Source organism: Synechococcus sp. BDU 130192 (assembly GCF_963876085.1).
In the GTDB taxonomy this organism is placed as follows: Bacteria; Cyanobacteriota; Cyanobacteriia; order Cyanobacteriales; family MRBY01; genus MRBY01.
The window spans coordinates 48939-63696 of record NZ_CAWNNO010000003.1 but is presented as its reverse complement, the minus strand read 5'-3'; the positions used below and the strand labels follow the sequence as shown (position 1 = coordinate 63696).

15 protein-coding genes are annotated in these 14758 nt (G+C 46.8%); 8 read left to right on the top strand and 7 right to left on the bottom strand.

Features of this window, described 5'->3' with window-relative positions:
- The first annotated feature begins 567 nt into the window (after positions 1-567).
- Together AACT35_RS01540 and AACT35_RS01535 are read left to right on the top strand one after the other, a co-directional pair.
- Complete coding sequence (locus AACT35_RS01540; protein ID WP_099238331.1) at positions 568-2298, top strand: iron uptake porin; 1731 nt, start codon at positions 568-570, stop codon at positions 2296-2298.
- A 35-nt stretch (positions 2299-2333) separates the two neighbouring features.
- Positions 2334-3128 carry a nitrate ABC transporter ATP-binding protein gene (locus tag AACT35_RS01535; protein WP_099238329.1) on the top strand — a complete coding sequence of 265 codons (795 nt, stop codon included), beginning with the start codon at positions 2334-2336 and terminating at the stop codon, positions 3126-3128.
- Positions 3129-3566: 438 nt separating this feature from the next.
- On the opposite strand, the gene AACT35_RS01530 is transcribed toward AACT35_RS01535, so the two are convergent.
- The gene (locus AACT35_RS01530; protein ID WP_099238327.1) at positions 3567-3830 is read right to left on the bottom strand and encodes a Mo-dependent nitrogenase C-terminal domain-containing protein; all 264 of its coding nucleotides are present in this window, start codon (positions 3828-3830) and stop codon (positions 3567-3569) included.
- A gap of 275 nt (positions 3831-4105) precedes the next feature.
- Here AACT35_RS01530 and AACT35_RS01525 point away from each other — a divergent pair, with 275 nt between their 5' ends.
- From AACT35_RS01525 to AACT35_RS01510, 4 genes are all read left to right on the top strand, one after another.
- Positions 4106-4738: a hypothetical protein gene (locus tag AACT35_RS01525; protein WP_099238325.1), complete on the top strand. Its 633-nt coding sequence runs from the start codon at positions 4106-4108 to the stop codon at positions 4736-4738.
- A gap of 900 nt (positions 4739-5638) precedes the next feature.
- Complete coding sequence (locus AACT35_RS01520) at positions 5639-5923, top strand: DUF427 domain-containing protein (protein WP_062437105.1); 285 nt, start codon at positions 5639-5641, stop codon at positions 5921-5923.
- A 75-nt stretch (positions 5924-5998) separates the two neighbouring features.
- Entirely contained in the window at positions 5999-8797 is a 2799-nt protein-coding gene (locus tag AACT35_RS01515; protein WP_099238323.1) for an NACHT domain-containing protein, read from the top strand.
- Between the two features lie 10 nt (positions 8798-8807).
- Entirely contained in the window at positions 8808-9362 is a 555-nt protein-coding gene (locus AACT35_RS01510; RefSeq protein WP_065717501.1) for a 2'-5' RNA ligase family protein, read from the top strand.
- Here AACT35_RS01510 and AACT35_RS01505 read toward each other — a convergent pair.
- From AACT35_RS01505 to AACT35_RS01490, 4 genes are all read right to left on the bottom strand, one after another.
- Positions 9359-9934, bottom strand: coding sequence for a nucleoside deaminase (locus AACT35_RS01505; RefSeq protein ID WP_065717500.1), 576 nt, complete (start codon positions 9932-9934; stop codon positions 9359-9361). The two genes, AACT35_RS01510 and AACT35_RS01505, sit on opposite strands and share 4 nt — an antisense overlap.
- 99 nt (positions 9935-10033) lie before the next feature.
- The gene (locus AACT35_RS01500; protein ID WP_099238321.1) at positions 10034-10789 is read right to left on the bottom strand and encodes a ParB/RepB/Spo0J family partition protein; all 756 of its coding nucleotides are present in this window, start codon (positions 10787-10789) and stop codon (positions 10034-10036) included.
- Positions 10789-11376 carry a ParA family protein gene (locus AACT35_RS01495; RefSeq protein WP_030008008.1) on the bottom strand — a complete coding sequence of 196 codons (588 nt, stop codon included), beginning with the start codon at positions 11374-11376 and terminating at the stop codon, positions 10789-10791. Before AACT35_RS01495 ends, AACT35_RS01500 begins: the two co-directional genes overlap by 1 nt.
- 91 nt (positions 11377-11467) lie before the next feature.
- The gene (locus AACT35_RS01490; RefSeq protein ID WP_012305642.1) at positions 11468-11770 is read right to left on the bottom strand and encodes an HNH endonuclease; all 303 of its coding nucleotides are present in this window, start codon (positions 11768-11770) and stop codon (positions 11468-11470) included.
- Positions 11771-11930: 160 nt separating this feature from the next.
- Between AACT35_RS01490 and AACT35_RS01485 the strand changes: the two genes are divergently transcribed.
- Positions 11931-12923 carry a 2-hydroxyacid dehydrogenase gene (locus AACT35_RS01485; RefSeq protein ID WP_099238379.1) on the top strand — a complete coding sequence of 331 codons (993 nt, stop codon included), beginning with the start codon at positions 11931-11933 and terminating at the stop codon, positions 12921-12923.
- Between the two features lie 19 nt (positions 12924-12942).
- Here AACT35_RS01485 and AACT35_RS01480 read toward each other — a convergent pair whose 3' ends face one another.
- Positions 12943-13668: a TVP38/TMEM64 family protein gene (locus tag AACT35_RS01480; RefSeq protein ID WP_232309028.1), complete on the bottom strand. Its 726-nt coding sequence runs from the start codon at positions 13666-13668 to the stop codon at positions 12943-12945.
- Between the two features lie 165 nt (positions 13669-13833).
- Positions 13834-14250 carry a hypothetical protein gene (locus AACT35_RS01475; protein ID WP_254047966.1) on the bottom strand — a complete coding sequence of 139 codons (417 nt, stop codon included), beginning with the start codon at positions 14248-14250 and terminating at the stop codon, positions 13834-13836.
- Position 14251: 1 nt separating this feature from the next.
- On the opposite strand from AACT35_RS01475, the gene AACT35_RS01470 reads away from it, so the two are divergent.
- Positions 14252-14548, top strand: coding sequence for a hypothetical protein (locus AACT35_RS01470; RefSeq protein ID WP_158227949.1), 297 nt, complete (start codon positions 14252-14254; stop codon positions 14546-14548).
- The last annotated feature ends 210 nt before the right edge of the window (positions 14549-14758 follow it).

Below are 14758 nucleotides of genomic sequence, written 5' to 3'. Positions count from 1 at the left end.
CATTTGATGCTGTCACAACCCACGCCAAAACAAACCAATCTCCCCATAAGGATCAACGATTCTTTACATCATCATCTACTGGCATGACTTGCTCACATCACAGCATAAACATTGCAGTTGCCATAGCCACAATCCCAGAAAAAATTCACGATGCAGTACCCGAAAGCATTTTTTGAACCAATTTTAGATAAGTTTTAGTTATTATTTTGCCCAGAAAGACTCAAGCCCAGCTTATTTACATGTCATGGTCTTAGGACTATATTAAATCTCACATTCATAGTCGAAAGACTATCAATAGGCCAAGTTTAAGGGCAATGTCCTTGGGGATTCTGCCCTTTCTCTCTCGCTGTTTCCCGTCACTGATCCTTCGATCAATCGAGTACAGTACCTAGTCAAAGTAAACACAAATATATGAATCAATACAGTCGTCGTAAATTTTTGATCATCACTGGCATGGCAGCTTACCCATATTTTCTTTGTAGTAATTAGAGTTTTAGCACAGAAACAATTGGAACTTTCTTGGGCATTTTAAACAGTTTTATATTTATCGAGGAGGAATCTACTGTTATGAGACAACAGCAACTTTTTTGGCTGACTACTTTGATCGTTGGGGGCAATATTTTTCAGGCTGCTCCGCCACTACAGGCCCAGGAAATTAATTCGGAAACATCGCTGAGTTCACCAACACTACAGGAGACTCGTTATCTAGCCTCGGCCTCCATGGGACAAATGGCCTCAGTATTGAGATTACGGGACGTGAAGCCGACGGATTGGGCCTATGAAGCCCTACAAAGTCTAGTGGAACGGTATGGTTGCATTGTTGGTTATCCGGATCAAACATTCCGTGGCGATCGCCCCCTGAGCCGTTATGAATTTGCCGCCGGACTAAATGCTTGCCTCAATACCCTAGAACGGCAGATTCAAGGTAATAATGCCGATGTATCCTCTAGCGATCTCGCGACCCTCCGGCGATTGACCAACGAGTTTCAGGCAGAATTAGCTACCCTCGGCGCAAGGGTTGATGATCTCGAAGCCCGCACCAGTGAACTCGAAAACCAACAATTTTCAACGACCACAAAACTGAATGGGGAAGCTATTTTCTCTATCAGTGAGGCAACGGGTGGCGAACCAGAGGGCAACGATGCTCAGATTACCTTTAATAATCGTCTGCGGCTGAATTTGACCACCAGTTTTACCGGCAAAGATGCTCTAATCACCGGTTTGCAAGCCTATAATTTCACGGCAAGTAAAGGCATTACAGGTACCGGTAGCGTCGCTGAAACCCTCTTCCCGAATGATGCCTCTATTCTCGGAGAAGGAATGACTAGCCTCGCTTGGGAACCGCAATTTGCTGGGTTTAATCCGCAAAATCTTGAACCCAGTTGCGGTAACAACAGCCTTTGTCTGTACAAGTTGCTCTACATTGCGCCAATCACAGATAAGTTGACGGCATTTATCGGCCCGAAGGCGGAAGTCACCGATGCATTTCCGGCAATTCTTCCCTTTGCCAGTGAGGGCCAAGGAGCACTTTCTCGGTTTGCAACTTTAAATCCGGTGTTGCGGATGTCTGGCGGCACAAGTGGCACGGGACTTGCTTCCGCAGCGGGCTTTATCTATAAACCCAATGATGTCATCGATTGGCGGGCACTCTATGGATCCGTCAATGCGGCAATCCCTGGTAATGAAGGTTTTCCGGGGACACCGTTGGGGGCTGGCTTGTTCAATGGCAGTTTTATCGCTGCGACACAACTGACCCTTTACCCCAATGACAAACTTGATTTGGGTTTGAACTATGCCTATAGCTACCACCAGATCAACATTGCAGGTACGAGTTTAATGGGGGCTGAGACACGAATTTTGGGAGATTTGCCGCTGACCACCCCGGTGCAATTTAACTCCTTTGGGGCAACGGTGAATTGGCGTGTTAGTCCGAAGGTTAATCTGACGGGTTATGGGGCATACATTATGACGGATCAAGCGGGGAGTGGCTCTGCCTATACGAATCTGAGCAGTTGGATGGCGGGGCTATATTTTCCAGATGCCTTTGCTAAGGGGAACGCGGCAGGGATTTTGTTTGGTCAACCGCTCTATCGGGTGGATGCAGGCAATGGGGCGAGTTTAAGTCCGGCAAATATTGGCGATCGCCAAACCCCCTACCAATTGGAAGCCTTTTATCGCCATCAAATCAATGATCACATCAGCATTACACCAGGGGCATTTGTAATTTTCAATCCGGAAGGGGATGCCCAAAATGAGACAACCAGCGTCTTTGCTTTGCGTACGACTTATACCTTCTAGAACTAATTGATCACCATTTTGCTTGGTAAAAACTTATGAGTGTTTTTGTTGCGGCTGATAGTATTGACAAGGTGTTTCCCTTGTCGGGGGGTGATGAATATGTGGCCCTCAAGGGGATTGATCTCGAAATTAAAAAAGGGGAATTTATTTCCCTAATCGGTCACTCTGGTTGTGGGAAATCAACGCTCTTGAATATGATTGCGGGTTTAGATTTACCCACGGAAGGGATTGTTACCCTCGAAGGACAACGGGTGAAGCAACCGGGCCCGGATAAAATGGTAATCTTTCAGAACTATTCACTGCTGCCTTGGTTGACGGTATATCAGAATATTGCTCTGGCTGTCGGTGAGGTGATGAAGGGAGTTTCGGCCCAGGAACGACGCGCCCTCGTCGAGGAACACATTTATCTGGTCGGCCTGCGCCATGCTGTGGATAAATTACCAAAAGAATTGTCTGGGGGAATGAAACAGCGAGTGTCCATCTCGCGAGCCTTAGCAATTCCTCCTGAAGTCTTGATTCTCGATGAACCCTTCGGCGCGTTAGATGCGATCACCAAAGAAGAATTACAAGAGGAGTTGCTGCAAATTTGGAACGACCACCGTTGCACCGTCTTGATGATTACCCACGACATCGACGAAGCCCTCTTTTTGTGCGATCGCCTTGTGATGATGACCAACGGCCCCCACGCCAAAATTGGTGAAATTCTGACCATTCCTTTCTCCCGTCCCCGCGATCGCGACCGAATTATGGAAGACCCCGAATATTACGAATTGCGGAATTACGCCCTCGACTTTCTCTACAATCAGTTTGCCCATGACGAAGCGGCGTAGTCATTCGTTTTTCAAAAGTTTCCTCCATCGAGCTGTATCTGTTTTAATCTAGACAATTAGGACAGATTTTTTTCTTTTTAAAATTATCAAGCCATAAAAAACGATAGATAATTAATCTATCGCATCTCGTGGATTTTTTGAATGAGTAAATCGAACTAACAATGACTAATCTAATCGATTCCGATAGGCATCGTGAGTGCTGAATTGATTTCAGAATTCGTTGGTTTAGTAGTAACCTCTGGCATAATTTCTTTAAACATTAATCCCGATAGGAGTCCGAAAGTAATCCCCAAACAGAGGAGCCAAACATGGGATGAATTGATGATACAAATCAAGCGTCGATCGCCACTATAAACCTGAAGAGACCAACCAGAGTTATTTTTTTCTTGTAGTGACTGTGGAAGCTTATGCATGATGGAAGAATTCTTGAACTGTTAATTAACAATAACGGTGGCCATCCTCATGGCAAACATCGGCTAAATAAGAAAGCGCCCGAAACCGTAAACCAATTAACTCTTCATAAAAGGAATTCAGCTTACACAAGGGGGGGATCTCAATTATTACTACACCAAAAAGATTTATCTTTCGTTCACAAGGACAGCGAGTAGGAATAACCCGGCAAATTAGACGTACTGTGATTGGATTACTAATTTCAATTTGACTGAGATGCTGACACACAGATTGCAGGGGATGATGTTTCATGACCTTAACTCAGAACAGTTAAACAAATTGATTAACCTATGTAATCTCCTTCTAGAATAAACATAAAAATAAAAGATTGCTCCTGACGGGTTATATGGATATAAATTTTGTTTGATAACTTTTTTTTAACTTTTAAGCATGATAAATTCAGCCAATATAAAAGATCAGCTAAAATTAAGGAAGTATTTTATAAGATATTTGAATTAAATCCAGAAAGACCAAATCCCAAGTCCCATCTCAAGCTGTCACCTTAATATTTTTTACCTCCATGACTCATGTTTCAAACTTTAACCAAAAATAGTGCGGCGATCGCGTTCGTAATTTTAGGTTCCATAGCCGTTATTCCTAGGGCAAGTTCCCAAATTAGTGCTACTCCTTTATTACAAGCCGAAGATTTCCAGGGTTTGGTTTATTACCAAGACCCAAATACGAGGGGAATGCCCATTAATCGCCCTGGTATTTTCATCGGTCTGCCCCAGCAAGGGAGCAATCAAGGGGGGTGGTTGTTGGATATTCCGAGTAATGACGTGTTCGCGCCAAGTTCTTTGGGTGTCAATATTTTTCAATTTGAGCAGCGATATTTTTTATTCTTTGATTCAATCTCTAATTTTGATGATGGCAGAGCTTACAATCGAATCTTAGATGCCATAGAAATTCCCGCTGAGGCAGTTCTGCTGCGTTGTTCAGAAAGTATGAATGAAACATCAGAAACCATTGCGTTTTTAAATGCAGAAGAAAGAGCAATTATTGAAGTGCAATCTCCCAGTGCAATGGATGGAATTCTCGCTGAATTGCAAAACCCAACGATGCTTTATTCAGTTGATTCTCGCCGTTTGTCCATTGAGGCTATTCCTGGGGAGGGTTTTACGTGTAGTAGTTTTTCTCTTATCTATACAACTCTTGAATAATTGACTCTTTTCTTTGATCTAAAAAAACCTCTTCGTTCCAAACATTAAAAAATTTTTTCTAGAAATTTAAACCAAAACTCCCCTCAATCTCCGGTAGCTTGGGGCATTTCAGCATCACTGTAGCTACTTTGAAGGCGATCGCCGCTCTAAAAAACAGCATTATCATAAGTTTTGCTTATATTTTTTCTCAGAATACTAAGGCTAAACCTGTTTACATTTCATTGAATAATAGCTATACTAAATTTTAAGTCCATAGTTTAAATACTATTGTCAAACTTATATCACCAACCCTAAAGGCAAAGTTCTATGGGGTTTTGCCTTTTCCCTCAAAATTCCCTTGTCCTCTAACGTCTCAGTCAATTACAGCATTACAAAAAGAAACTATGTACCAATACAAGCATTCTGATTTTTTGCTTATTGCGACCCTTGACTGAATGCCCAACTACGCCCCCGATTCTCGCCACAGTTACCTGACCCATGACAACCGGGTGTCGTCCATAGTTTTTTACAAGTTTCCTCCATCAAGCTATATTCGTCCCGATCTAGGCAATTGGGGCGAATTTTTTTTGCGCTTAAGGCAGAATCCAGAGGCAAATAATAGCAGTTCATCTATTTTATTGCGTGGGTTCTTTGCATTGTGTCAACCTAAAATATAGTGTTTGATTTTATAAATTCCAATAATATTGTGACTTTTCATTTAATTTTTTGAATTGGTCACTAAGCTGACTATTCATAGAATAATTTCTGACAGAATTAATCCTGATTAAAGCTTGGCGATTAGGCCCACAATTCAAAGCAGCGTGTAAGACTAAGTTGACTTGGTTTTCACCACAGCAGATAGGCGAGTGCGTTAAACTCTAAACGTAATAATTTTACGGCAAAAATTAGGAGATTATATCGATGGCCCAGGCAATTTGGAATGGTGCAGTGGTGGCAGAAAGCGATCGCTGCGAGGTGGTAGAAGGAAACTATTATTTTCCCCCCGATGCCATTAAAACAGAGTATTTTAAGCCGAGTAACACCCACACGACTTGTTCTTGGAAGGGTCAGGCTAGCTATTACACCTTGTCCGTAGCCGGAGAAGAAAATAAGGATGCGGCTTGGTATTACCCAGAACCCAAGGAGAAAGCGGCGAATATTAAAGGCTACGTGGCGTTTTGGCGCGGCGTCAAAGTCGAGTCTTAGGATTTGAAGGGTTAAGGCGATCGCCAATGGGTTGTGGTTGTTTTGGTTGGTGATCCTTATGGGACACTAGAGAGTATGCCAAAGCAAAGTTACGGAAAAATTCCCCAGGAGCGATCGCAAACGCTACTGTTTGGCTTGCTTGATTTTGCAAATGATGCCCTCGATGCAGATGAACGCCAATTAGACCGACTACGGACAACGATAAAAGTCCATTGGCAATCGCCCAGACGACTGGTGGTGCAGACAAAATTGCGCCATTTGCAAACTTTAACGGCACTCACTCCTACGCCTTTAACCGTACCCCAACTGAAAACGGCCCTCAAGGATTTAGAAAGTTTTTTGGGGATTTTAGAGGATCATCGCACGACGATCCGGGGGTCTGATACTTGGCATTTTTCCTTAAATTTCTGGGGCGATCGCTGGGCGCGGGCAGAAAATATACAACAGTTTAATCACACTTGGGCCGCGCGTCGCTTGGGGACATCCGAAAAAAAGCAAAATAATTTTCAGGAGAATTCTCAAACAGATCATGACCCAACTTACCCGGACTGGCAAAGCCTGTGTCGGCAAGCGCTGGATACCCACTTAACCAGTAATCCCCTGACAGCGGGGGATGGCATGGCCTTTGAATTAGCGGATTTGTACGTGCCCTTGGGGGTGACTGCCGCCCATGCAGAGGAAGATTCTCTAAGCGATGATCCCCAGGATTTTTTGGCGCAATATCATCAGATTTCCCATAATCGACTGGCGATCATTGGGGAGCCAGGGGCCGGAAAAACGACTTTTTTGCAACAGTTGGCCCTGGCTTTGTCGGCAACCGAAGATCTACCCGTTTGGATCCCCCTGGCCGATGTGGGGGGGCGATCGCTAGAAAATTATTTGCTTGAAGTTTGGCTAAAGCAGCTTTTTAAGCAATTTACCATCGCGCCAAAAATCCAGACTGAATTTGCTGAACTGATTCAAAACAAACGAGTCTGGTTATTTTTAGATGCCCTTGATGAAATGGGGGACAATCTTAGCCAAGCGTCATTCAAACTCGACCGGGAACTCCAGGGCTGGTTAGGCAATGCTTCCGTCGTTTTGAGTTGTCGCAGTGCGGTGTGGGACACAGGGAAAAATGCCCTTACTGATTTTGTGATCCACCGTTGCCAAGGCTTTAGTGATGATGCCCAGCGTAAACAAGTGCAACGCTTTATCCAAAAATGGTTTCAAGGACAACCTCAACTCGGCGATCGCCTCTATGGTGAACTAAACCGCAGTATCCATAGTCGCATCCGTGGGGTTGCGCGCCAGCCGCTGTATTTGACCTTACTGTGTCGCACCTGGCAGCTCACCCAAGGCAAATTGCCGGGGACAAAAGCCATTTTGTATCGCCAGTTTGTGGAGGCTTTCTATGACTGGAAACAAGATACTTTTCCCACAACCCAGACCCAACGCCAGCAACTCAATCAGATTTTAGGGCAGTGCGCTCTCAAGGTGCTGCAAAAAAATCCCGCAAAAGCTCGGTTTCGTCAGGCTGAAATTCAACCGTTTTTCGATGCCGTTGATCCTGATTTTTTTACCCTCGCGCTCCAGTTGGGGTGGTTAAAGCGGGTCAGTCGCTCTGCAACAACGGGGGAAAATGTCTACGCTTTCCATCATTTAACGTTTCAAGAATACTTTGCGGCAACGGCGATCGCCCACTGGGAGATTTTTATTGACGAAGGCGGCGAATATCCGATATTTTCGTTGGGTTGGCAGGAAACGATTTTACTGTGGCTGGGGCGCGAAGAAATTGCCGCTGGCGAAAAAGAAAATTTTCTGCAAGCGCTTTTGCACTGGCAAGACCATTGTGGTGGTTTCTACGAAGTACGCGCCACCTGTTTTGTTGGCAAAGCTTTAGCCGAGTTTCCGGAATTTTCCCAAGGGCAAGCAGTGATCGATCAACTGGTGCAATGGCGTTTTGTCACCGCCCAGAGGCAACCCAAGTTACCATCGCCCCTAGTTGAGGAGGCAGGCATTGCGCTCTCCAGAAGCGATCGCCAGCGGGTGGTGACTACCCTCGAACAATTTTTAGCGACCCATCCCGATGCCTTTGACCGTTGGTTAGCAGCCCATAGCCTCGGCAAAAACCATGATTTTGGCAATCCCACGGCGATCGCCAACCTCGAAGATCTGCTGACAGAAAACGCAGATCCGAATTTTCAACTTAATCTCTGCCGCAGTTTAGGGGCCATCGCTCCCGATAATGCCCTCGTCATTGCCAGTCTTTCTCGCCTGTTGGCAGCGGATCAAAAAGCAACCATCCGCCGTAAAGCCGCCCTGCGTCTCGGTAAACTCCAGCCCCATCATCCCCAGGCGATCGCCACTTTGTTAGAGCTTGCGGCAACGTCTCCCCAGGCGATCGCCACCCTCCAGGAAATTTGTCCAGATCATCCTTTCGTGCAAACAGATACTGTTAGTCAAACTCTGCCCGCCCGACGGCGCACCGCAAAGCGGATCTCGGAGAGATCGCCCCAGCCTAAATCGTCCCGTGAACAGGCCCTGGCTAGCCAAAGTCTCTTAAAAAAATTGAGTCTAGAAACCAACCTCGATCAACGCACAAGGCTAGTTGCCCGTCTCAGTGGTTATCTGCCTGACCATCCAGAGATTATTCCCAATCTACTCATAGCCCTTCGTCAGGCCCGCCGCAAAAGTACCCTCAAGTTGACCGTTGACACCCTCGGTCAATTAATTGAGACGGAACAATTACCCCTCATTTTGCTCCAGGTGAAACACATTTATCAGACAGTAAACCCCAATTCTCCCAATCGGCGCTACTGTTATAAATTGCTCTGGGACTGGTCAAAAATTTTGCCTTACGAAGTCTTTCAACGGGCTTGGTCATCTTGTTAAATTTATCTCTATGGCCCAATCGTTATTTTTCGTCGCGTTGTTGTTACCGCCCGACCTAGGGGCGATCGCCTCTGGTTGGCAACATTATTGTGTTGAGCGATTCCAAACTAAAAAGGCTCTCAATTCGCCGCCCCACATCACCCTGCAACCGCCCTTTAAGTTTCCAGTCGCAGACATCGATCACCTCGAAAACATTCTCCAAACCTTTACCCAAAGCCAAATTAGTTTCTCGATTCAGTTGACGGGTTTTAATTGCTTTGCGCCGCGCGTGGTTTACATTGATGTCCAACTGACTCCCCAACTCCAAGACTGCCAATCCCAATTAAAAACGGCCTTTGGGACACAGTTAAACATTCAGGATCAACGTTATGGCGATCGCCCTTTTTGTCCCCATGTGACCATCGCTTTTAAAGATTTAAGCCGTACTAATTTTGACCGGGCCTGGGCCTTTTTTCGGGAGCGTTCTCTAAACCATTGTTTTACCGCTGGGGGTTTGAGTTTGCTACAACACAATGGCCGCCATTGGCAAGTTCGGGCAAATTTTCTGTTGCGTCACCTAGCCTAGGCATTATAAATTGGCCCCTGTTGCGCCTGATAAAATTGCAAGACCCCCTGGGCAAAAGCCAGCTCCACTTCTGTTTTCACGATAATGCCGCGCTGTTCAAGGGCCGTTTGCCAATTTGGGGGTTTTGGCCCTTCGTCGAAACCAATGGCCTCCGCATCAACGCCCCTAGCTCCGCTGACTACGCGCTTTAGGCCAGACCAGTGGATTCCCCCCAAACACATCGCACAGGGTTCGGTACTGGTAACCAACTCCAGGGCAGGCAAATTTGCAGTGCTGAAATTGTATTGGTTAAATTTGCGTTGGGCGATCGCCATTGCCACCATCTCCGCGTGGAGCAACGATAAATTTTCGCTAGTCACGAGGTTCACCCCTAGGGCGATCAGTTCCCCGGTTTCGATGTTAAAAATCCCGGCCCCGAAAGGCCCGCCTGTTTTTTGAATAGTATTTTCCCGGGCGGCACCCACCACAAAGCGCATTTTTTGGCGATCGCCTGGGGTCGGTTGATATTGGCTGCTGTATGCCTGCAACCATTGGGGCAAACGAAAACAAATTTCCGACGGTTGATGATACATCGCGCTTTTTACTCCATGTCTTGGGTTAATTCCATTGGGTCTTCGGAAAGTTAAAAAAAAAAGGTAGGTGCGCACCTACCTTTTAGAAACATACCTTTTTTAAGAATTCGACGGTGGTAGTTTGCGCAGTTCTCCGAGGAGTTTTTTTAATTGCCCTTGGACTGGCCCCAGGGTTGGATCCTCACTGTCTGCCAGTTGTTTTGACCATTTCTCGACGGTGGCGATCGCCGACTCCGGCGAAAAGGTAGGTGTACGCCTACCTTTTGGGGCAGAATCATTTAAAATGCGCTGAATCCGATCCTCAGAAAGCCGAAAAACCTTAGCCAGTTCCCGTTTCAAGGATTTTTCTCCCGTCTTGGGTCGGCCCCGTAAGCGTTTATAACCAGCAATTTCTAGCTTTTTTGCCGCCTCCCGAATCTCCGTGACCGTAAAATTTTTCCGTTGGGTATTTTCTTCGATTTCAATTTGCAGGGCATCCACAGCATCCGCCGCCGCGTCAATATCCACCACCCGCACCGGAATTCCTTCGGGAAATAAACTCGCATATTGATCGGGGTGGGCTAGTTTAATTTGATAAAGGGCCTCCCGACGATGTCCCCCGGCCAGTAGATGACCATGGCGATCCACCGTCAAAGGAGTAATTAAACCCAGCACCAGGATCGAATCGACCAATTCCTGGACGTGTTTATCATTGAGGGGACGGGCATCTCCCCCCGGACGATCCAAAATATCCTCAAACAACAGGAGCTTTAGATTTTGGTTAACTTCATTTTCATAGGCTTTTTCGGCGGTGAATTCTGCCGTCGCCCGTTGGTTGAGTCGATCAAGATTCAGGGTCGCTTTTTTACGGGCCATTAGTTTAGGTACTCCTGGAGCCACAACCAATAATTTTTAATTTCCGTCGCTGCTTTGCCATCCGGATTCCATTCTGTAACAGCACGTCCCTCGGCAACAGAAGCAGGAAAATCGGCACGACTGCGAATCAATGGCCCGACAGGGTAGTAGACGGCGAGCCCCTCGATCAATTCCGTCAAATTGGCCTGGGGATGGGCTTGGTTAATGCAAAAAACCGCTTGGGCTTGGGCCGCCCGGATTGCCGCGAGGGTCGCTCCTAGGGCATCGAGTTCGAGTTGGCCAGGTCGTAACACCACCACACAGAGATCGGCAATTTGGGCAATTTCAATTAAACTCGCTTCGGCACTGGGTTGGGTATCCACAAACAGCCAATCGGTCTGACAACGCTTCAGGGAAACTTGCACGCGACCTGCGGGGACGGTGTGGACTAACGGCGGATCATCGGCGCGGCGATCGCCCCAATCGGCACAACTCGCCTGGGGGTCGGTATCAATGATCGTGGCTGGCCCAGCCACCACAGCCAAATTCATCGTTAATGTGGACTTGCCGACGCCCCCTTTTCGACTAACAATCGCAATTTTTTTCATAGACATTTCCCACAGACCACATCAAATTACAGCAATTGATCTAGCTGAAAGTTTAACCCACTTCCCCCCAGACCCAGAAGACCAGAAGCACCTAAGCTTCCCCGAACAAACTCAACTGACCAAGGGGAAGGGAGCCGTAACGGCGTTGGTGTTGGCGTAAATGACAGGCCGAGCAAAGGGCGATGAGATTTTCCCGACGATTGTCTTCGGGGATGTAATTTTTGTGGTGAACGCTTAAGGTTAAAACAGCCCGCAGGTGACGATCAATGCCTTTGACCTTCACATCCGACGGAATACAAACCAAGCCACAGAGTTCACAGCGCCAGTCTGCATCCTCTTTTACTTGTAAGGCGATCGCCTGCCAATCATCAGAATATCGAGAAGAATGTTTCATCTAAACCTAGCGCCGCAAGATAATCCTGAAATCGCTACAGTATTAAAAAATTCTGGCCAACATCACAGCCAATACCGTCTGTTTTGTGACCTATTTTGTGATTCTAACCCTAATTATTAAGAAATCACCAAAAAAACCATCTCCATTACCCCAAAGCACCATGAAAATCGCCTTCTTTAGCAGCAAGCCCTACGATCAAGTCTCCTTTAACAACACCAACCAACGTTTTCACCACGAACTGGTCTTCCTCGAACCACGCCTCACCCCCGATACCGTTAGCCTCGCCGCTGGTTTTCCGGCCATTTGTGCATTTATCAACGACGACCTAGGAGAAGCTGTCCTCAAACAACTCGCCCACAACGGCACTCAATACATTGCCCTACGCTGTGCCGGGTTCAACAATATCAACCTTGAGGTCGCCCGCAAATTAGGCTTGACCGTTGTTCGGGTGCCTGCCTACTCCCCCTATGCCGTGGCCGAACATGCCGTGGGACTGATTTTGATGCTCAACCGCAAACTCTATCGCGCCTACAACCGTGTCCGGGACGATAACTTTGCCCTTAATGGCCTCCTGGGTTTCGATCTCCACGGTAAAACAGTCGGGATTATTGGCACCGGAAAAATTGGCGAATGCTTTGCCAAAATTATGCAAGGGTTTGGCTGTCGTTTACTGGCCCACGATCCCCAAGAAAATTCTGTCTGTTTAGATTTGGGTGTCCAATACACAGATTTACCAGATCTGCTCACCCAAGCCGATGTGATTTCCCTCCACTGTCCTTTAGTACCCGACACCTATCACCTGATTAACACCAACTCCCTCGCCCAGATCAAACCCGGTGCCATGCTGATTAATACCAGTCGGGGGGGCTTAATTGATACCAGGGCCGTTATCGAGGCACTGAAAACAGGTCAGTTGGGTTATTTTGGCACCGATGTCTACGAAGAAGAAGAAAATCTCTTTTTTGAAGATCTATCGGATACAGTGATTCAAGATGATACGTTTCAGTTATTACAATCTTTTCCGAATGTAGTGATCACTGCCCACCAAGCCTTTTTCACCCAGGAAGCCTTGGGAAATATTGCAACGACGACCTTAGATAATTTACAGGCACTGGAGAAAGGCAAAGCTTGCACGAATCAGTTATGTCCCTAGAAACTGCGCCAAGAATAGCTCACTTCAAATCAGTCACGGTTTTGTTTAGGGCTTGTCTGGCGATTTTGGTGACATAGACAGTCACAGCAACAGTAGCCACAAAACCAAGAATCCGGATCGACCACTGGGCAATGGGGTTGGCGCTGGTGCTTTCTGTGCCGAGGGTCGCAAGATTTCCGGCCAGGGAGCCAATGTAGACATACATGATGGTGCCAGGGATCATCCCCACAGAGCCGAGGACATAGTCTTTTAGGGAAACGCCCGTGACCCCATAGGCATAGTTAAGCAGATTAAAGGGAAATACAGGTGAGAGACGCGTCAGGAGAACAATCTTCAGGCCTTCCTTGCCCACAGCTTCGTCGATGGCGCGAAATTTCGGGTTGTCGGCGATTTTTTGGCTCACCCATTGGCGGGCCAGATAACGACCCACTAGGAAAGCAGCGATCGCCCCTAGGGTTGCGCCAACAAAGACGTAAATTGACCCTAAAGCGACACCAAAAACCACCCCGGCTCCCAAGGTCAGAATCGACCCCGGCAGAAAGGCCACCGTCGCCACCACATAAAGCACCATAAAGGCGATCGCCCCTAGGGCACCCAGACTATCAATCCATTGCAAGCCCTGGAGTAACCAAGCCTGGGGATCAAATCCTGTGCCAAAAATCCCCTGGACAAAGGTTGATGTTGAACTGGCCGCCGTCGCCATGCCAGCGAAAAATGTTGAGAGTGCAACCACTTCTAAAAGCATACTTACCCCAAATGCACCCAAGGCTAAACCCGTAAAGCTTTTCCAACAAGGTAATTTTTTTGGTTGCCGTCGATGCCTAGTTTTTTGATTGGTGTCACCCTTTAAGTTAGCAGGTTTCATCAAATTTCCCTCAAGTTAATCATTCTTTTTATCCGGCGATCGCCCCTAATCCACCGTCCAGAGGGTGTCTGCATCCCGCAACAAAAACAGCGTAAAACAAGCCGCCAGCATCGGTAAGGCCGCAAAGAAGAGGAGGTTATTAAAGGGATCGAGGTATTGCCGAAAGGAAGCAAAAGTTGACCCGGCATGGAGCAGCAGCACCAAAAAATAACACCGATTTTTTTGGAACCCCGTCACGAAACCCAACACAATGGCCAGTTGCACAATACCGATGAGAAAAATTACCCCGTTGCTGAGGCCAGAAATCAGATAAAAATTCTCGAAAACGGCCCTGGCATGGTCTGGGTTAAAAAATTTATCCAACGTCCAGACAAACATCACAATAAAAATACTGAGCCGTAACAGCAATAACGACAACGCAAGACGCGACACCTGTTTCATGATTTTTTTTCGTAAATTCATAATGTTTTCAGCAGCGATCGCCAGCAAATATTTTTATTCCGCTTCATTGGCCTTCGCGGCACAGGGATTTGCCTTAGAAGCGCAAGGATTTTCTTTTGCCGCACAAGGATTGGTTTTAGAAGCACAGGGGTTTTCCTTCGCCGCGCAGGGATTTGCCTTTGAGGCACAGGGATCGGTTATTTCTGTTTTACTCGCACAGGGATTTTTAAACAGTCCAGCGCAAGGGTTTTTGACACCGGAACAGCCGGCGATCGCCCCGAGACTTAGCAAAGAGATCGATACGAGGGTGGCAGCATAGCGAATTTTCATGGTCATTCTCCTGAAATTAATTAGATTGCTGAGTTAAAACCAAAGCTTTGCAGTGGTTCTTGAGCTTGATTAAATCGGCTAAACATGAAGCGCAGATGAGGGGAAACTAGAGAAAACTTAAAAATATTGAGCAATAAAATGTCGAGCAATCTTCAGGAAAAATTCAGACTGCCATCAGCGATCGCTCAGGCAAAAATGT